This window comes from Streptomyces sp. DH24, assembly GCF_029813775.1.
In the GTDB taxonomy this organism is placed as follows: domain Bacteria; phylum Actinomycetota; class Actinomycetes; order Streptomycetales; family Streptomycetaceae; genus Streptomyces.
The window spans coordinates 262,261-280,177 of the sequence record NZ_JARVKW010000003.1 but is presented as its reverse complement, the minus strand read 5'-3'; the positions used below and the strand labels follow the sequence as shown (position 1 = coordinate 280,177).

Here is a 17,917-nt window from a genome sequence, read left to right as displayed (position 1 = left end):
GTGCTAGGAGAGTATCGGATCACCGGACGGCGCGCAGCCGACATTTCCGCGAGCATCGAGCGCGCGGTGGGGGCGGGTGAGCTGCGGCCCGGCCAACTGCTGCCGCCCATGCGGGAGTTGGCCGCGGAGCTGGGCGTGAACCCCAACACGGTCGCGGCCGCGTACCGCACGCTGCGCGAGCGAGGGGTCATCGAGACGGCCGGACGGCGCGGCAGCAGGGTGCGGCCCGCGCCGGCCACCACCGGGCGGGACCACATCCGGGTGGACGTGCCCGAGGGCGTGCGCGACGTGTCGAGCGGCAACCCGGACCCCGCGCTGCTGCCGCACCTGGAGCGGGCGTTCGCGGCGGCGGCGGCCGACGGCGACCGGGCGCCCGTGCTGTACGGAGAGGACGCCGTGGAGCCGGAGCTGGCGCGGATCGCACGCGCCGAACTCGCCGCCGACGGCGTGCCCGACGGGCCGCTCGCCGTCGTCTCCGGCTCCCTAGACGCCGTCGAGCGGGTCCTCGCCGCCCACCTCAAGCCGGGCGACACCGTCGCCGTCGAGGACCCCGGCTGGGGCCGCACGCTCGACCTAGTCCCGGCCCTCGGGCTGCGCACCGTGCCGGTCGGCGTGGACGACGAAGGGCCGCGCGCCGAGGACGTGCGGAGCGCGCTCGCGGCCGGGGCGCGCGCCCTGATCGTCACCGACCGGGCGCAGAACCCGACCGGCGCCGCCGTGAGTGCCCCACGCGCGCGTGCCCTGCGGGACGTCCTCGCCGAGCACCCCGAAACGCTGCTGATCGAGGACGACCACGGCCACGGCATCGTGGATCTGCCGCTGCGTCCCCTGGCCGGCACCACCCGGCACTGGGCCTTCGTGCGCTCGGTCGCCAAGGCCTACGGCCCCGACCTGCGGCTCGCCCTGGTCACCGGCGACGCCGTCACCCTCGACCGGCTGCGGGGGCGGCAGCGGCTCGGGCCCGGCTGGGTGAGCAGGCTGCTGCAACGCGCCGTCGTGCGGCTGTGGGCCGACGGGGCGGTGGACGCGCGGGCCGTGGCGGCGGCGTACGGGCGGCGCCGGGACGCGCTGATCGACGCGCTCGCCCGGCGCGGCATCACGGCGCACGGGCGCAGCGGCCTGAACGTCTGGATTCCCGTGCCGGACGAGACCGGCGCCGTCGCCCGCCTCCTGCACGCCGGCTGGGCCGTGTCCCCCGGCGCCCGCTTCCGCATGAGCGCCCCACCCGGCATCCGCGTCACCGTCGCGACGCTGCGGGAGGACGACATGGAGGAGCTGGCGGACGCCATCGCCTCGGCGTTGGGGCCTGCGCCGGTGCGGGGTTACGTGTAGGAGGGCCGGCCCCGCCGCCGGCTCCAGCGCCGGCCCCGCCGCCGGCTCCAGCGCCGGCCCCGTCGTCGGCCTCGCCGGGAGGGTGGGGCGCGGCAGGGGGCGGGCGGCGGCGTCGTGCGGCCGGGCAGTGGGGCAGTGAGGGGTGGCGGGGCAGCGGGACGGTGGGGCGGCCGGGTGGCGGGCGGTCAGGCGTTGCGGGCGTCCGGGTCTCGCCGGACGGAGGTTGCGTGGGCGTCGGTGCCCGGCTGGGCCGTGGTGGTCGTACGGGCTTCGGCGCCCGGCCGGGCCGTGGGCGTGCCGGTGCCGGTGTCGGTGCTCCGTCGCCCCGTGGTCGTACGGGTGGCGGTGTCCGGCTCGGCCGTGGTTGTACGGATGGCGGTGTCCGGCTCGGCCGTGGTCGTGCGCGTGCCGGTGTCCCGTTGAGCGGTGGACGTACGGGCATCGAGGTCCGGCCGGGCCCCGGCCATACGGGCGTCCGTGTTCGGCCGGGCCGTGGTCGTGCGGGCGTCCGTGCCCGGCCGGGAACCCCCGGTCCGGGCATCGGCATCGGCATGGGCGTCGGCACCGGCATCCGCGGAGCGGTTCGCCGCTCCCTCGGACCCGGAACCCTCCGGGCGCCGTCCCGCCCCCGAGCGCGACCCCGGTCCCCGACCCTGCGTCAGGGCCGCCCCCGCCAGCACGATCAGGGCGCCCACCGGAGTCGACCAGGTCAGGGCTTCGCCCAGGACGGCGACGCCCGCCGCGGTGGCGATCACCGGGATGAAGTACGTGACCATCTGGGCCGTCGTCGGGCCGACCTCGGCGACCAGGCCGTACTGGAGGAGCACGGCGATGCCCGTGCCCAGCGTGCCCAGGGCGGCGACCGCCAGCAGGGGCACGACCGGGAAGCGGTCCGGAGCGTCCGTGAACAGCGGGGTGACCACCGCCAGTTGGACCGTCGCCAGCATCAACTGCGCGCCCGTCAGGGACAGGTGGGAGTGGCTGGAACCGGCGAGCGTGCGGCGTACGTAGATCCAGCCGATCGGATAGCTCAGCGAGGCCAGCAGGGCCATCGCCGTGCCCGAGGCGTCCAGGCCCGCGAAGCCCTGCCAGGCTCCGAGCACCGTCAGCACACCGAGGAAACCGATGCCGAGGCCCGCGACCCGCAGCCGGGTCGGCCGGTCCTCCGACAGCGCGACCAGGGACAGGGCCATGCCCCACAGCGGCGAGGTCGCGTTGCAGATGCCGGCCAGAGTGGACGGGATGGTCAGTTCGGCGTAGGCGAAGAGGGAGAACGGCAGCGCGTTGAGCAGGAAACCGGCGACCGCCAGATGACCCCAGGTGCGGGCCCCGCGCGGGAGCCGCTCCCGCTGCACGGCCATCGCCGCGGCCAGCACCGCCGTACCGAACACGAGACGGCCGAGCGTGACCTGGAACGGGGCGTAGCCGTCCGTGCCCACCTTGATCAGGAGGAAGCTGAATCCCCAGATCAGGGACAGGACGCCGAAACGCAGTCGCCAGTCGAGGGCGCGGCGGGGCGGGGCGGTGACCGGGGCCGGGGAGGCGGTGACGCTGCTCATGCGGGCAACGATGCCGCCCAGGATCTCGTAGCACAATCGAGATTTCGCAAGCGGTATCTCGTAGCATCACTTACATGTTGAACCTGGAGCGCCTGCGCACCCTCGACGCCCTCGCCCGGCACGGCTCCGTCAGCGGTGCCGCCGAAGGGCTGCACATCACGACGTCGGCCGTCTCCCAGCAGATGTCGAAGCTGGAGCGCGAGGTCGGGCAGCGGCTCCTCGCCAAGAACGGGCGCGGCGTCCGGCTCACCGACGCGGGCAGGCTGCTCGCCGAGCACGCGGCCCGCATCCTGTCCCAGGTCGAGCTGGCGCAGTCCGACCTGGAGGCGCACCGCGGTCAGGTCGCCGGTGAGCTGCGGCTGTCGGCGTTCCCGACGGCGGCGCGCGGCCTGTTCCCGTCGGCGCTAGCCGCCCTGCGCGCCGAGCATCCGGACCTGCGGGTGCGCTCCCGCGAGCTGGAACCGGAGTACGGCATCCGCGGCGTCGTGCGCGGTGACCTCGACCTGGCGGTGGTGCTCGACTGGTACAACAAGCCGATGCCGGTGCCGGACGGCCTGGTCAAGGCACAGCTCCTGGACGACCCGGCCGACGTGGCGATGCCGGCCGGGCACCGGCTCGCGGACCGTGCCGAGGTGGACCTCGCCGAGTTCGCCGAGGACGAGTGGATTACCTGGGGCGAGGGCGAGTTCTGTCACGAGTGGCTGATGTTCACGCTCCGCTCCAAGGGCATCGAGCCGATCGTCGGCCACCGCGCAGCCGAGGCCCACACCCAGCTCGCGCTGGTCGCCGCGGGTCTCGGCGTGTGCATCGCACCGCTGCTGGGCCGCCGTCCCGTCCCGCCCGGCGTCGTCACGGTCCCGCTCAGACAGCGGGTGCGGCGGCACGTCTACGTCGTCTGGCGCGCGGACGCCGACCGCCGCCCGTCGATCCGGGCGGCCGTGGCGGCGCTGCGGACGGCGGCGGAACAACTGGACTGAAGGCACCCGGGCCGCTGCGAAGGCCCCCGGCGACCGACCTGGACGGGGACCTGGCGCGAACGCCCGGGGCGGATGTGCCCGGCCGGTGGTCAGGCCAGCGAGATCGAGTCGCCCTCCACGGTGATCTGCTCGGCGGGCAGCGGTTTCGTCGCGGGCCCCTTTTGCACACTGCCGTCGGCGACGGAGAACGTGCTGTTGTGGCAGGGGCAGATGATCACACCGTCGGCGACGCCCGACACCGCGCAGCCCTGATGCGTGCACTTCGCCGAGAAGGCCTTGAAGGTGCCCGCGGTCGGCTGCGTGACCACCACGCCCTGTTCCTTGAAGATCTTCCCGCCGCCCTCCGGGATGTCGGTGGTCCTCGCCAGCACGGCGCCGGACCCGCCCGACGACGCCCCGGCGTCCGAGGACACCGAGGACGATCCGTCGTCCGAGCCGCACGCGGTCAACGCGGCGGCGAACCCGGCCGCTCCCACCGCCACCACGACGGTCCGACGGGCGGGTCCCGATGCGGGACGGTGGGCCGCGGGCTGAGACGATGCGCTGGTCATGGCGGGTTTCCTTCCGGCTGCCGACTCACGTGATCCACCCAGTCATACGGCTCGCGGCCCCGACTCGTTCACCCGTCGCGGAAGATCCGCCCGCGTCGCGGCCGGCCGTCGCCCCGCGTGCCCCTGCGGCCCCCGATGCCCCAGTAACCTGGGGCGATGCTCAAGGAAGTCATCGCGACCCGCTACATCACGCCCCTGCGGGAGGGCGGTTCGCTGCCGGGACTCGTCGAGGCCGACGACTTCGGGACGTACGTCCTGAAGTTCACCGGCGCCGGGCAGGGCCGCAAGACGCTGGTCGCCGAGGTCCTCTGCGGCGAACTCGCCCGCCGGCTCGGCTTCCGGATGCCGCGCCTGGTGACGGTCCACGTCGATCCGGTGCTGGGGCTCGGCGAACCCGACCAGCAGGTCCAGGAACTCCTCAAGTCCAGCGGCGGCACCAACCTCGGCATGGACTTCCTGTCCGGCGCGCTCGGCTTCGACCCGTTGGCCTTCCGGGTGAGCCCCGAGGAGGCCGGGCGGATCGTGTGGTTCGACGCGCTCGTCAACAACGTCGACCGCTCCTGGCGCAACCCCAACCTCCTCGTGCACCGGGGGGAGTTGTGGCTGATCGACCACGGCGCCACCGTGATCTGGCACCACAACTGGCCCGGCGCCGAGGCCTCGGCGGCCCGCCCCTACGACGCCTCCGAACACGCCCTCGCGCCCTTCCGCCCGGACGTCGCCACGGCCGCCGCCGACCTCGCGCCGCTCGTCACCGAGGACCTCCTCGCCGAGGTCACCGCGGAGATCCCGGACGTCTGGCTGACCGGCGAGCCCGGCTTCGACACCCCGGACGACCTCCGCCGGGCCTACGCGCGGCCCCTGCTCGCCCGCGCGGCCGTCGTCCACCAGCGCATCGAGGGGGAACAGTGACCGAGCGCCACATCATCAGGGCGGGTCAGGGCGGCGGCCGGGACGTCTTCGAGTACGCCGTGCTGCGGGCCGTACCGCGCGTGGAACGCGGCGAGTTCGTCAACGCCGGTGTGCTCCTGTACTGCCGCGCCAAGGCCTTCGTCGTCGCCCGCACCCACCTCGACGAGGCCCGCCTGCTGGCCCTTGACCCGGACGCGGACGTGGCGGGCGTCCGGGCCGCGCTGCGCGCCGTCGAGGGCGTGTGCGCGGGCGGCGAGGCGGCCGGGCAGGCGGCGCGGGACGACGCCGGACGGCGCTTCCGCTGGCTCGTCGCGCCCCGCTCCACGGTCGTCCAGCCCGGCCCCGTGCACACCGGGCTCACCACCGACCCGGCCGCCGAGGCGGAACGCCTGCTCGACCTGCTCGTGCGGTGACCCTGCGGGGGCACGGGCACGGGCGGCGGAGGTAACCGGGCGCGGGCAGCCGGCCCGGCTGTGAGGTCCGGTGTCCGTGGCGGCGCCCCGGCGGGGCACCGGTGTGGGCGGCGAAGGTGACCCGGCGCGCGCGGCGGCACGGCCGTCGGTCCGATCGCCATGGCGGTGACCCGGCGAGGGGACGGGCACGGACGGCGGAGGCCAACCCGGCGTGCGCAGCGGCACGGCTGTCCGTCCGATCGCCATGGCGCTGACCGGGCGTGCGCGGCGGCGCGGCCGTCAGGTCCGGCGGCGCCTCACCCAGTAGCCGGTCGCCAGCGCGGCGACCGTCACGAACACCGCGCCCACCGCGATGTCCCCGCCGGTCGGCCCGCCCGCCGACGAGCCGCCGACACCGCCCTGCACGCCACGGGTCGCCGGGGCGGTGCCGGTCGGCGTGGTGGCGGGGACGGTGGGCACCGCGGTCGCGGTCGGCGCCACGGTCGGGGTCACCGGCGCGGTCGGGGTCACCGGCGCGGTGGTGGGCGCCGCGGTCGGGGTCACCGGCGCGGTGGTGGGCGTCGCGGTCCCGGTGGGCGCCGTGGTGGGAGTCATGGTCCTGGGCGAGCTGGTGGACGACGTGAGGCCGGTGCCGCGCCGGGGGAGCGCCTCACAGGCCCTCTCGTCGTCCGGGCCCTGGTCCTCGTCGAGGCGGTGAGGATCGCTCCGATCCAGATCGAACACGGCCTGCGCCTCTTCCTGGTACGTGAAGTCGCGGCAGTCCAGGTCCTGGGCGTGGGCGGGGTGGGCCAGCGGAACGGCCGCGGCGAGCGCGATCAGCGTGCCTATGGCACCGGTGCGACGGCGCATGATGCGCCTCCTTTCCGGCCACGAGTGGCTCGGGCGTCGACGCTAGGGACAGCGCGGCGCCCGCGCGCGCGGCCGAGGGCCGATCGGGTGCTTTTCGCCCGGCCCGGCGGGGCCGGCGCGGGCCGGGAGGGGAACGCTCCGGGGCCGGACGGACGGGGAATGGATCACACGCGCACGGTGTGCCGTTGACACCGGGTGCCAGGGCTTCTAGCGTCACGTCTGCTGAAGGTACTAAGCGGTCGCTCACCCATCGTGACGCGCCGCACGAGAGCCGCATCCCTAGGGCGAGGAGAAGCAGCAATGTCCACCACTGAGCAGCGGGTCGCGGTCGTCACCGGTGCCGCGCGCGGTATCGGCGCCGCCACCGCCGTACGACTGGCCGAAGAGGGCCGCGCGGTCGCCGTGATCGACCTCGACGAGGCCGCCTGCAAGGACACCGTCGAGAAGATCACCGCCGCGGGCGGCCGGGCGATCGCCGTCGGCTGCGACGTCTCCGACGAGGCACAGGTCGAGGCGGCCGTCGCGCGCATCGCCGAGGAGCTCGGCGCGCCGACGATCCTCGTCAACAACGCGGGCGTGCTGCGCGACAACCTGCTGTTCAAGATGAGCGCCTCCGACTGGGACACGGTCATGAACGTGCACCTGCGCGGCGCCTTCCTGATGTCCAAGGCCTGCCAGAAGCACATGGTCGACGCCGGCTTCGGCCGCATCGTCAACCTGTCCTCGTCCTCCGCGCTCGGCAACCGCGGCCAGGCCAACTACGCCGCCGCCAAGGCCGGCCTCCAGGGCTTCACCAAGACCCTCGCCAAGGAGCTCGGCAAGTTCGGCGTCACCGCGAACTCGGTCGCGCCCGGCTTCATCGTCACCGAGATGACCAAGTCCACCGCCGAACGCGTCGGCATGGGCTTCGAGGAGTTCCAGGCCGCCGCCGCCTCGCAGATCCCGGTGCAGCGCGTCGGGCGTCCGGACGACATCGCCAACGCCATCGCCTTCTTCACGGGCGACGCGGCCGGCTTCGTCTCCGGCCAGGTGCTGTACGTCGCCGGCGGACCGCTCAACTAAGGGAACACGCACATGACTTCCGTGGAACTCTCCGGCAAGGTCGCCCTCGTCACCGGCGCCAGCCGCGGCATCGGCTACGGCGTCGCCGAGGCGCTCGTCGCGCGCGGCGACCGGGTCTGCATCACCGGCCGCAACGAGGACGCCCTGAAGGAGGCCGTCGACAAGCTCGGCGCCGACCGGGTCATCGGTGTCGCCGGCAAGGCGCACGACGAGGCCCACCAGGCCGTCGCCGTCGAGCGCACGATGGAGGCCTTCGGCCGCGTCGACTACCTGGTCAACAACGCCGGCACGAACCCGGTGTTCGGGCCGATCGCCGACCTCGACCTGAACGTCGCGCGCAAGGTCTTCGAGACCAACGTGGTCTCGGCGCTCGGCTTCGCCCAGCGCACCTGGCACGCCTGGCAGAAGGACAACGGCGGCGCGATCGTCAACATCGCCTCCGTGGCGGGCCTGGCGCCCTCGCCGTTCATCGGCGCGTACGGCGTCAGCAAGGCCGCGATGATCAACCTGACCGTGCAGCTGGCGCACGAGTTCGCGCCCGGCGTGCGGGTCAACGCGATCGCCCCGGCCGTCGTCAAGACCAAGTTCGCGCAGGCCCTGTACGAGGGCCGGGAGGCGGAGGCCGCCGCGGCCTACCCGCTCGGCCGGCTCGGCGTGCCCTCCGACATCGGCGGCGCCGCCGCGTTCCTCACGTCGGAGCAGTCGGACTGGGTCACCGGGCAGACGCTCGTCGTCGACGGCGGCATCTTCCTGAACGCCGGCGTGGCCTGACCCGTACAGCGGTGGTAGGGGCGCCCGTACGACGGACGACGGGCGCCCGTCCCGGCACGGCGGTGCCGCGGCGGAGGGTGACAACGTAGTCAAGGGCGCGTCGTTCAAGGTCACGGCGTCCGGGGAGGTCCCGTCGGCGCGGTGCTGCGGTATCGTCTGCCGACCCTTGGTACGGCAGATCGAGGAGCGTGCGCGTGTTCAACCGGAACCGAGGCCTGCGGCGGATGGCGGCCATCGCGTCCATATCATCGCTGGTGGCCGGGTGCGGTGTTCTGTCTTCCGATACCCCGGACGACGAAGGACCAATCGTGCTGGGTACCACCAGCGCCCCCAGCACGCTGGACCCCGCCGCCTCGTGGGACAGCTCGTGGGAGCTGTTCCGCAACATCTACCAGACGCTGCTCGCCTACCCCGACGGCGCGACCACGCCCGAGCCGGACGCGGCCGAGGAGTGCGGCTTCACCGACAGCTCCAACCAGGTCTACCGCTGCGAGCTGCGCGAGGGCCTCACCTTCTCCAACGGCGACCCGCTCGACGCTGCCGCCGTGAAGCACTCGATCGACCGGATCAGGACCATCGAGGTCAACGGCGGCCCCGCCGGTCTCCTCAGCAGCCTCGACCGGGTGCAGGCGCCGAGCGACCGCGAGGTGGTGTTCCACCTCAACAAGGCGGACGCCACCTTCCCGTTCGTCCTGGCCACGCCCGCCATGTCGATCGTCAGCCCCGAGGAGTACCCGGCCGACGAGCTGCGCAAGGACGGCGAGATCCTCGGCTCCGGGCCCTACAACCTCGAGTCGTACGAGGACGGCAAGAAGGCCGAACTCGTCAAGAACGACCGCTACAAGGGCTTCGCGGAGCACAAGAACAGCGCCGTGACCGTGCGCTACTTCGCGGACTCCGCCAGCATGGTCAAGGCCCTGCGGAGCAAGCGCATCGACCTCACCTACCGCGGTCTCGCCGCCGGTGACATCGTGGCCCTCCAGAGCAAGAACTCCCAGGAGGAGATCCAGATCGTCGAGGGCTCGGGGACCGACATCAACTACCTGGTGTTCAACCCGAACGACCCGATGGCGAACAAGAAGCCCGTGCGGCAGGCCGTCGCCCAGATCGTCGATCGCGCCGCCATCGCGCACAAGGTCTACAAGGACACCGTTGTCCCGCTGTACTCGATGGTCCCCAAGGGCCTCACCGGCCACACCACCCCGTTCTTCGACGACTTCGGCGAGCCGGACGTCGGCAAGGCGCGCAAGATCCTCGCCGAGGCCGGCATCACCACGCCCGTCCCGCTCACCTTCTGGTACACCACGGACCGGTACGGCTCCGAGACCGCCCTGGAGTTCAAGGAGCTCAAGCGCCAGCTGGAGGAGTCGGGCCTCTTCGAGATCACCCTCAAGAGCCGCCCCTGGAAGACCTACGTCGCGGGCTACCAGAAGGGCGAGTACCCGGTGTTCGGCCGTGGCTGGTCCCCGGACTTCCCGGACCCCGACAACTTCATCGCCCCCTTCGTCGGCGAGCAGAACGCCCTCGGCACGCCCTACCCGGCGACCAGGATCACCAGTGATCTGCTGCCCAGCTCGCGCCGGGAGAGCGACCGCGGCAACGTGGTGAAGCAGTTCGAGGAGGCCCAGGAGATCCTCGTGAAGGACGCGCGCCTGCTGCCGCTGTGGCAGGGCAGGCAGTACGTGGGCGCGAGCAACGACATCTCGGGCGCGGAGCGGGCCATGGACCCGTCGACGATCATGATGATGTGGGAGCTGCACCGCAAGACCAGCTGGTAACGCACGGACCGTGCGGTCCGCCGGACCCGTTGTCAGTGGGCGCCGGTAGGTTCTGAGGTCTGAAGCGACCGCACACCGTAAGGACGTTGACGTGACCGACATCGCCATGCTGCCCGAGTCCTGGCGCGGGGTTCTGGGCGACGAGCTGCAGCAGCCCTACTTCAAGGAGCTGACCGAGTTCGTCGAGGAGGAGCGGGCGAAGGGTGCCGTCTACCCGCCGCGCGAGGAGGTCTTCGCGGCCCTGGACGCCACGCCGTACGACAAGGTGAAGGTCCTGATCCTGGGTCAGGACCCCTACCACGGCGAGGGCCAGGGCCACGGGCTGTGCTTCTCGGTCCGCCCCGGCGTGCGCGTCCCGCCGTCCCTGCGGAACATCTACAAGGAGATGCACGAGGAGCTGGGCACGCCGATCCCGGACAACGGCTATCTGATGCCGTGGGCCGAGCAGGGCGTCCTGCTGCTCAACGCGGTGCTCACGGTCCGCGCCGGCGAGGCCAACTCGCACAAGGGCCGCGGCTGGGAGAGGTTCACCGACGCGGTGATCCGCGCGGTGGCCGAGCGGCCCGACCCGGCCGTGTTCGTGCTGTGGGGCAACTACGCGCAGAAGAAGCTGCCGCTGATCGACGCCACACGGCACGTGGTGGTGAAGGGGGCGCACCCCTCGCCGCTGTCGGCGAAGAAGTTCTTCGGCTCCCGCCCGTTCACGCAGATCAACGAGGCGATCGCGCTGCAGGGCCATGAGGCGGTCGACTGGCGCATCCCGAACCTCGGCTGACCGCGGGGCACCGGGCCGGTCCGTCACCGGGCCGGTCCAGTGCCGCACGGAGCGCCCTGACCGGGATTGTCCGTGCCTGCCGTTAGCGTCGGGACCGACCAGTCGGCGAACGCGGAGGACACGGTGGCGGAGCGACAGGAGCAGGCGGCACCGGACGCGGTGATGACGCGGATCGGCCAGGTCGTGATGCTGCATCACGCCGGGGACCGCGAGGAGGCCCGGCAGCGCTTCCTGAGCCTGTGGGCCGAGATCGGCGAGGACGGCGACCCGCTGCACCGGTGCACGCTGGCGCACTACATGGCCGACGCACAGGACGACCCGGCGGACGAACTGGCCTGGGACCTGAGGGCGCTGACGGCCGCCGAGGAACTCACCGACGACCGCCTCGCCGCCCACGAGGGCACCCTCGCGGTCCGCGCCCTGTACCCCTCCCTGCATCTCAATCTCGCCGCCGACTACGTCAAGCTCGGCCACCGCGACGCGGCTCGCACCCATCTCGGCCGCGCCCGCGCCGCGTCCGAGTCCCTCGCCGACGACGGCTACGGCAACGGCGTACGGGCGGCCATCGGACGCCTGGAGACCCGCTTGCGGGAGGGCGGCCCCGGAGACGGCCCCGGGTGGCGCCCTCCGCGGCAGCGGCCGTAGGGGACGCGGCGGCGGTCCTGCCCTCAGTTCCCGTACGTCCGGCGGCAGATGGCCGCCTCGGGGCTGTCCGGCCGCCAGCCGCCGTACGTCCTGCCCAGCGCGCACACGTCGGTGTCGCCGGGGACGCCCTCGCGGACCCGGTCCGGCAGGGCGGGGAGGCCGGCGCGGGGTGGGCGCGGCTCGGCGTGCGGCGACCGGGTGCGCGGGGCCTGCCGGGACCGCTCGGGCTGCTGCCCGGCCCGCCGCGGGACCGGTGCCGCCGGGCGGCGGGTGGCCGGGACGCCCGGTGCCGCCTCGCGGGAGGGGGAGATGCGCTCCAGGGCCTCACGGGCCGGGGCCTGCACGATCCGCGGCTGCGCCCGCCCGTCCGTCCGGGGGACCGGCGGGTGGACGGGAGCCGTCGGCGGACCCGGTGAGGGCGGGCGCTGGACCGTCACACAGCCGGTCAGGGCCGAGACTGCCACGGTCACCAGGAGCGTTGCGGTGGTCGTCGTTCGATGCACGGGCGCAACTCTGCTGGGTCGGCGGGCGCCCGGGGCGTGAGACCGGCGCGGTATGCCCCGCACGGGTGATGTCCCGCCCCGTACGGAGGCGGCGCGGCGGCGCGAGGTGACGTCAGTCGCCGGTGACGCCGTCGATGCGCTCGCGCGGCAGGTCGGCGTGGCCGTTGTGGCGGGCGTACTCCTCGATCATGTGGGTGCAGATCCAGCGCAGGCTGATGGGCTTCCGCGTGAGCCCGCTGCGGCCCCGTCCCGTGTCGTCCGGGCCGAAGTCGGCCGCGTTGCGCCGGGCGGTGCCGATCTCCGCCTGCCAGGCGGCGCGGGCCTCCTGCCAGGTGTCCGCCCCGGTGAGGTGGAACTCGCTCTCCGGATCGGTCTCATGCCCGCCTGTTCATTCACGCGCGTCCGGCGCCACCAGCGGGTTTCCGGCGCCGAGCATCCCGGACAGCAACTCCCGCAGACTTGCCCGTACGTCCTGAGCGCTCGGCACCTCGCCGCTGAACGACCCGGCCACGCACGAGAACATCAGCCCGTCCGCCCAGGCCACCAGGGACAGCACGTGCCGTTCCGGGCTGGCCGAACCGGCCGCGGTCAGCAGGGCCGTCAGCCGCGTGCGGAACTGGGCGCCCGTGGCGTCGTAGTAGGCACGCAGTTCGGGGCGGCGCGTGGCTTCCAGGGCAAGTTCGTAGCGGGCCAGGGTCAGGTCCCGGTTGCGGGTGAGAGCGCGGTGCCCGGCCAGCGCCAGCGCGTCCACCAGGGCGGGGAGTCCGGCCCGCGGGTCGGGCAGCTCGTCCAGCGCCAGCACGCGCGCCTCCCGCTCGGCGAGACGCCGCACCGCCAGTTCCAGCAGCGCCTGGCGGGTGCGCGCCACGTTCGACGTGGCGCCCTGGGGGAGTCCGGCCGCCTCGTCGACGGCCCGGTGGGTGAGCCCGCGCATGCCGCGCTCGGCGAGCAGGGCGAGGGCGGCGTCGGCGACTAGGTCGGCGCGTGGGGCGCCGGCGGTGCGTACGGACATGAAGCCCAACCTACCCGCCCGACTACAGGTGTAGTACCGTCGGCGGGAGACGCACTACACCTGTAGTCGCGCCTTCCAGGGCGGCACGAGGAGGAGCCATGTCACAGTCCGGGCGGGCCGTGGTGATCGGCGGCGGGATCGGGGGCCTGACCGCGGCGGTGGCCCTGCACCTCAGCGGCCGGCAGGTCACCGTGCTGGAGCGGGCCCGCTCCCTGGAGCCGGTCGGCGCCGCCATCTCCCTGGCCCCCAACTCGCTGCGCGCGCTGGACGTCATCGGCCTCGGCGACGAGATCCGGGCGCTCGACGCCCGGCCGGGCGACGGGGCACTGCGCACCCCGAGCGGGCGCCGGCTCTCCCGCATCAGCGCGACCGCCGTCACGGAACGCTTCGGCGGCCCTCTCGTCCTGCTGCCCCGCGCCACGCTCATCGACCGGCTCGCCGCCCGGCTGCCGGCGGGCACCGTCCGCACCGGCACCGCCGCGACCCTCGCCGACCCGGGCGACGCCGACCGCCCGGCCCGCGTGAGCGTGCCCGGCGGCGTACTGGAGGCCGACCTCGTCGTCGCCGCCGACGGCGTCCACTCCGCCGTGCGCCGCGTCCTGTTCCCGGACCATCCCGGCGCCGTCTACGCCGGCTTCACCACCTGGCGCGTCATGATTCCGGTGCCCGGCCCGGAGTTCGCCCCGCACGAGACCTGGGGCAGGGGCCGCATCTGGGGCACGCATCCGCTCAAGGACGGCCGGGTCTACGCCTACGCCGCCGCCGTCGGCCCCGCCGGGCGGCGCGCCCCCGACGACGAGAGGGCCGAACTGCTGCGCCGCTTCGGCGACTGGCACGAACCCGTCCCCTCCGTGCTCGCCGCCGCCCGCCCCGAGGATGTGCTCCGGCACGACGTCCACCACCTCGCCCGGCCGCTGCCCGCCTTCCACCGCGGCCGGGCCGCCCTCGTCGGCGACGCCGCGCACGCCATGCCGCCCACCCTCGGACAGGGCGGCAACCAGGCCATCGAGGACGCGATCGTCCTCGCCCACCACCAGGACGACCTCACCGCGTACACGGCCGCCCGGCTGCCCCGCACCACCCGCGTCGCCGCGCAGGCCGTCAGGGTCGCCCGGCTCAACATGACCACCAGCCGCGCCGTCATGGCCGTCCGCGACGCCGCCGTGACCGCGCTGTCGGCCGCCGCACCCGCGCTGTTCCTGCGCGGCTTCGACGGCATCGCCGACTGGCGGCCACCCGGCGACGCCGCCGGACCGAGCGCGGCCGGGAACGAGGAAGGCCCTATGCTTCGGCAGCACCCCGGCAGGCAAGCGTCAGAGGAGAACACCCCGTGAAGGTCGGCTGCATCGGACTCGGCGACATCGCGCAGAAGGCCTACCTTCCCGTCCTCGCCTTCCTGCCCGGCGTCGAACTGCACCTGCAGACCCGCACGCCCGCGACGCTCGTCCGGGTCGCCGACGGCCTCCACCTGCCGCCCGGACAGCGGCACACGGACCTCGACTCGCTCCTCGCGGCGGGACTCGACGCCGCGTTCGTGCACGCGCCGACCGCCGTCCACCCGCAGATCGTGACCCGGCTCCTGGCGGCGGGCGTACCGACGTACGTCGACAAGCCGCTCGCCTACGAGCTCGCCGACTCCACGCGGCTGGTGACGCTCGCCGAGGAGCGGGGGGTGAGCCTCGCCGTCGGGTTCAACCGGCGCTTCGCCCCCGGGTACGCGCAGTGCGCCGGCCATCCGCGCGAGCTGATCCTCATGCAGAAGAACCGGGTCGGGCTGCCGGAGGAACCCCGCACGATGATCCTCGACGACTTCATCCACGTCGTCGACACGCTCCGCTTCCTGGCGCCCGGCCCCGTCGACGACGTGACCGTGCGCGCCCGCGTCCGGGACGGCCTGCTGCACCACGTCGTGCTCCAGCTCGCCGGGGACGGCTTCACCGCGCTCGGCGTGATGAACCGGCTCAGCGGCTCCGCCGAGGAGATCCTGGAGGTCTCCGGGCAGGACACCAAGCGCCAGGTGGTCAACCTCGCCGAGGTGATCGACCACAAGGGCCAGCCGACCGTGCGGCGGCGCGGCGACTGGGTGCCGGTGGCCCGGCAGCGCGGCATCGAACAGGCCGTGCTCGCCTTCCTGGACGCGGTGCGCGCGGGAAAGGTGCTCAGCGCCCGGGACGCGCTGGAGACTCACGAACTGTGCGAGCGGGTGGTGCGGGCGGTTCAGGAGCGGGCCGCCTGAGCCGCACGGCCCGCGCGCCCTCCGCCACGCACCAGGCGGCCAGGACCAGCAGCGCGGCGTGCGCCGGCCAGTCGCCGAGGCGGACGTACGGCGTGCTGCCGTGCGCCAGCGGAACGTCGTACACCCGCGCCCCGGCGGTGTCCGTGCCGAGCCGGGGGCCGACGCGGGCGCCGTCCGGGCCGTGCACCGCGGAGACGCCGGTCAGGGTCGCGTGCACCATCGGGCGGCCGGTCTCGGCGGCCCGCAGCGCCGCGAGCGAGGCATGCTGCCCGGGGGCCCAGCTCTGCTGGAACGTCGACGTCGACGACTGGGCGATCAGCACGTCCGCGCCGTCCTCGGCGAGGTGCCGGCTCATGTCGGGGAACGCCGACTCGAAGCACACCATGGGGCCGACCCGCAGCCCGTCGCCCGCGTCCATCACGACCTGCCCGCTGCCGCGCCTGCGGTCCTCGCCCGCCGCCTCGCCGACGGACGTCGCCCAGCCGAGCAGGGAGCGGGCCGGGACGTACTCGCCGAACGGCACCAGGCGCATCTTGTCGTAGCGGTCGCCGGTCGGGCCGTCCGGGCCGACGAGCACCGAACTCTTGTAGATGCCGGGCTTGTCGGAGCGCCGGGCGTCCACGTTGACCAGGATCTCGGCACCCGTGGCGCGGGACATCGACGCGAGACGGTCCGTCAGGTCCGGCCGGTCGCGCAGGTCGAAGCCGACGCTGCTCTCGCCCCACACGACCAGATCGACGTCCTGGCCGGCCAGCCGCCGGGTGAGCTGCTCCTCGCGGTCGAAGCGCCGGTCGGGACTGTTCGCGCCGGCGACGACGCCGGGCTGCACGACGGCGATCCTGGCCAGGCCGTCCACGTCGGGGCGGGGCGACCACACCCACGCGGCGGAGGTGGCGGCGGCGGTGGCGACAAATCCCGCCAGGGCGGGCACGCGGGCCCGCCGGACCGCGACGAGGACGGCCACCGCGACGTTCACGGCGACCACCAGGAAGCTCAGCAGCCACACTCCGCCGACCGACGCCAGCCGCAGCGCCTGCTCGACCTGCCACTGGCTCGCACCGAGCATGCCCCAGGGCCCGCCGAGACCCTCCCAGGAACGGACCAGTTCGGCCAGCAGCCAGCCCGACGGCAGCACGAGCAGGGCCGCGCCGACCCGCCGCCGGGACGGCGTCCCGCCCAGCAGGCGGCGCACCAGCAGGCCCCAGGGCGCCCACAGCGCCCCGAGCAGCGCGGCGATGACGAACGTGAACACGTGCAGGTTCGGCAGCAGCCAGTGGTGCATCGCCAGCATGAAGCCGAACCCGCCCCACCAGCCGTCGTACGCCGCCCGCCGCCCGGTCGGCGCACCCCGGGCCAGCAGCAGCCACGGCACCAGGGCGACGTAGGCCAACCACCACAGGGACGGGGCGGGGAAGGCCAGGACGGGCAGGGCGCCCGCCAGTGCCGCGGCGGTCGAGCGCCGCCACGGGGAGGAGAGCCAGTGGCCGAGCGTCTTCATGCGCGCCTCCTACCCCGCGGTGCCTCCAGTGTGCGCCCCGCGGAAGATCCGGAACAGAGGGCCCCGGTTCAGTTGATCACAGGCGCGCCGGACGGCCCGGGAGCGCGGCGCCACAGTTCCTCGGCGACCACGTCGCTCAGCCGCCAGCCGTCCGGCGTGCGCAGCAGCGCGAAGGCGTACCGGCCCCCGGACACGTGGACGGGCGCGTCGTCGCCGGCCGGGAGCGCCGGGCTGACGTAGTCGGCGCGGACGTGGACCGTGTCGCCGGTGTCCTGGTCCCAGACGCCGAAGCGCACCTGCCGGTTGACGACCAGGTGCTGCCGCACCGGGAACTCGCCCCGGCGCTCGGCGAGCCACGCCGCGACCTCCCCGGCCTCGCCCGCGATGCCGCCGGCCGACCGGTAGTCGGCACGGCCGCCCGGCGCGAACAGGCACCGGTACGCCGTCCAGTCGCCGTCCCCGACGGCCACGGCGTAGTCGGTGATCACGTCGTCCACGGCGAGCCGGTCCCGGACAGTGGCGAGTTCCACGCGCTGCGTCATCGCCACAGTCTTGGGCACGGGGCGTGCCACGCCAAGAGCCGCGCCGCGACCGGGCCGCCCGCCGTTCCCGACGGCCCGCTCAGCGGGGAACGCCCGCCTCGTCCAGGTACCGGTGCATGGCCTGCGCGGGCAGACTCGGGTTGCCGAGGGCGTGGGAGGACAGCTCGGGGTCCTCGCAGGCGCGCAGGACGAGCTCGACGGGCAGCGCGGGGTGGGCGGCGGCCGTCGCAGGCACCCGGGCGTCGGGGTCGGCGAGCAGCCGTTGCTGCACCGGCACGGCCAGCGGCGGGCGCGGTCACGCGGAACCGGTCCGGCCCGAGAGCCAGTGCCTGCCGGACGCGCGGATCGGGGTCGTCCACGAGCCGGGCGCGCTGCTCCGCGGGCACCGCGACGTTGTCGGCGAACGCCGTCCGCAGCCGGCGGTCGGGATGCGCGACGACGGCGTCGACCACCTCCTGCGGCATCTCACGCCAGGCGACCGCGTCCCAGGCCGCACGTGCCT

Annotated in this window: 18 protein-coding genes and 2 pseudogenes; 11 read left to right on the top strand and 9 right to left on the bottom strand. The window is 74.2% G+C overall.

Annotation, left to right across the window (positions count from 1 at the left end; genetic code table 11):
• Complete coding sequence (locus QC282_RS03895) at positions 1–1,332, top strand: aminotransferase class I/II-fold pyridoxal phosphate-dependent enzyme (protein ID WP_279547744.1); 1,332 nt, start codon at positions 1–3, stop codon at positions 1,330–1,332.
• A gap of 653 nt (positions 1,333–1,985) precedes the next feature.
• Here QC282_RS03895 and QC282_RS03890 read toward each other — a convergent pair.
• A pseudogene (locus QC282_RS03890) lies at positions 1,986–2,891 on the bottom strand (DMT family transporter); the annotation flags it as partial.
• 74 nt (positions 2,892–2,965) lie between these two features.
• Here QC282_RS03890 and QC282_RS03885 point away from each other — a divergent pair.
• Positions 2,966–3,868 carry a LysR family transcriptional regulator gene (locus QC282_RS03885; RefSeq protein WP_279547743.1) on the top strand — a complete coding sequence of 301 codons (903 nt, stop codon included), beginning with the start codon at positions 2,966–2,968 and terminating at the stop codon, positions 3,866–3,868.
• Positions 3,869–3,957: 89 nt separating this feature from the next.
• On the opposite strand, the gene QC282_RS03880 is transcribed toward QC282_RS03885, so the two are convergent.
• Positions 3,958–4,419, bottom strand: a complete 462-nt coding sequence (locus QC282_RS03880; protein ID WP_279547742.1) for a Rieske (2Fe-2S) protein — start codon at positions 4,417–4,419, stop codon at positions 3,958–3,960.
• A gap of 156 nt (positions 4,420–4,575) precedes the next feature.
• Between QC282_RS03880 and QC282_RS03875 the strand changes: the two genes are divergently transcribed.
• Both QC282_RS03875 and QC282_RS03870 read left to right on the top strand, forming a co-directional pair.
• Positions 4,576–5,331 (top strand): HipA family kinase, encoded by a 756-nt coding sequence (locus tag QC282_RS03875; RefSeq protein WP_279547741.1) that lies wholly within the window; start codon positions 4,576–4,578, stop codon positions 5,329–5,331.
• Entirely contained in the window at positions 5,328–5,744 is a 417-nt protein-coding gene (locus QC282_RS03870) for a DUF3037 domain-containing protein (RefSeq protein WP_279547740.1), read from the top strand. Before QC282_RS03875 ends, QC282_RS03870 begins: the two co-directional genes overlap by 4 nt.
• Before the next feature lie 279 nt (positions 5,745–6,023).
• Here QC282_RS03870 and QC282_RS03865 read toward each other — a convergent pair whose 3' ends face one another.
• The gene (locus tag QC282_RS03865) at positions 6,024–6,593 is read right to left on the bottom strand and encodes an excalibur calcium-binding protein (protein ID WP_279547739.1); all 570 of its coding nucleotides are present in this window, start codon (positions 6,591–6,593) and stop codon (positions 6,024–6,026) included.
• Between the two features lie 300 nt (positions 6,594–6,893).
• On the opposite strand from QC282_RS03865, the gene fabG reads away from it, so the two are divergent.
• The 5 genes from fabG (at position 6,894) to QC282_RS03840 (ending at position 11,624) form a co-directional block, all read left to right on the top strand.
• On the top strand, positions 6,894–7,655 hold the full coding sequence (fabG, locus tag QC282_RS03860; protein WP_279547738.1) for a 3-oxoacyl-ACP reductase FabG: 762 nt from the start codon (positions 6,894–6,896) through the stop codon (positions 7,653–7,655).
• Between the two features lie 12 nt (positions 7,656–7,667).
• Positions 7,668–8,426, top strand: coding sequence for an SDR family oxidoreductase (locus QC282_RS03855; protein ID WP_279547737.1), 759 nt, complete (start codon positions 7,668–7,670; stop codon positions 8,424–8,426).
• A 194-nt stretch (positions 8,427–8,620) separates the two neighbouring features.
• Entirely contained in the window at positions 8,621–10,204 is a 1,584-nt protein-coding gene (locus tag QC282_RS03850; RefSeq protein ID WP_279547736.1) for an ABC transporter substrate-binding protein, read from the top strand.
• A gap of 91 nt (positions 10,205–10,295) precedes the next feature.
• Positions 10,296–10,979, top strand: a complete 684-nt coding sequence (gene ung, locus QC282_RS03845) for a uracil-DNA glycosylase (protein WP_279547735.1) — start codon at positions 10,296–10,298, stop codon at positions 10,977–10,979.
• Positions 10,980–11,102: 123 nt separating this feature from the next.
• A complete protein-coding gene (locus QC282_RS03840; RefSeq protein WP_279547779.1) occupies positions 11,103–11,624 on the top strand; it encodes a hypothetical protein in 522 nt (173 codons plus the stop codon).
• A 23-nt stretch (positions 11,625–11,647) separates the two neighbouring features.
• Here the strand turns inward: QC282_RS03840 and QC282_RS03835 are convergent, their stop codons facing one another.
• The 3 genes and pseudogenes from QC282_RS03835 to QC282_RS03825 all read right to left on the bottom strand — a co-directional run bounded on the left by QC282_RS03835 (position 11,648) and on the right by QC282_RS03825 (position 13,139).
• Complete coding sequence (locus QC282_RS03835) at positions 11,648–12,088, bottom strand: hypothetical protein (RefSeq protein WP_279547734.1); 441 nt, start codon at positions 12,086–12,088, stop codon at positions 11,648–11,650.
• 151 nt (positions 12,089–12,239) lie between these two features.
• A pseudogene (locus QC282_RS03830) lies at positions 12,240–12,503 on the bottom strand (DUF664 domain-containing protein); the annotation flags it as partial.
• 12 nt (positions 12,504–12,515) lie between these two features.
• On the bottom strand, positions 12,516–13,139 hold the full coding sequence (locus QC282_RS03825; RefSeq protein WP_279547733.1) for a TetR/AcrR family transcriptional regulator: 624 nt from the start codon (positions 13,137–13,139) through the stop codon (positions 12,516–12,518).
• Positions 13,140–13,237: 98 nt separating this feature from the next.
• Between QC282_RS03825 and QC282_RS03820 the strand changes: the two genes are divergently transcribed.
• Both QC282_RS03820 and QC282_RS03815 read left to right on the top strand, forming a co-directional pair.
• Positions 13,238–14,473 (top strand): FAD-dependent monooxygenase, encoded by a 1,236-nt coding sequence (locus tag QC282_RS03820; protein WP_279547732.1) that lies wholly within the window; start codon positions 13,238–13,240, stop codon positions 14,471–14,473.
• Complete coding sequence (locus tag QC282_RS03815; protein WP_279547731.1) at positions 14,470–15,375, top strand: Gfo/Idh/MocA family oxidoreductase; 906 nt, start codon at positions 14,470–14,472, stop codon at positions 15,373–15,375. Before QC282_RS03820 ends, QC282_RS03815 begins: the two co-directional genes overlap by 4 nt.
• Here the strand turns inward: QC282_RS03815 and lnt are convergent.
• The 3 genes from lnt to QC282_RS03800 form a co-directional block, all read right to left on the bottom strand.
• Complete coding sequence (gene lnt, locus QC282_RS03810; protein ID WP_279547730.1) at positions 15,299–16,873, bottom strand: apolipoprotein N-acyltransferase; 1,575 nt, start codon at positions 16,871–16,873, stop codon at positions 15,299–15,301. The two genes, QC282_RS03815 and lnt, sit on opposite strands and share 77 nt — an antisense overlap.
• A 68-nt stretch (positions 16,874–16,941) precedes the next feature.
• Positions 16,942–17,415 (bottom strand): nuclear transport factor 2 family protein, encoded by a 474-nt coding sequence (locus tag QC282_RS03805; protein ID WP_279547729.1) that lies wholly within the window; start codon positions 17,413–17,415, stop codon positions 16,942–16,944.
• A 79-nt stretch (positions 17,416–17,494) separates the two neighbouring features.
• Positions 17,495–17,692, bottom strand: coding sequence for a hypothetical protein (locus QC282_RS03800; RefSeq protein ID WP_279547728.1), 198 nt, complete (start codon positions 17,690–17,692; stop codon positions 17,495–17,497).
• Positions 17,693–17,917: the final 225 nt, after the last annotated feature.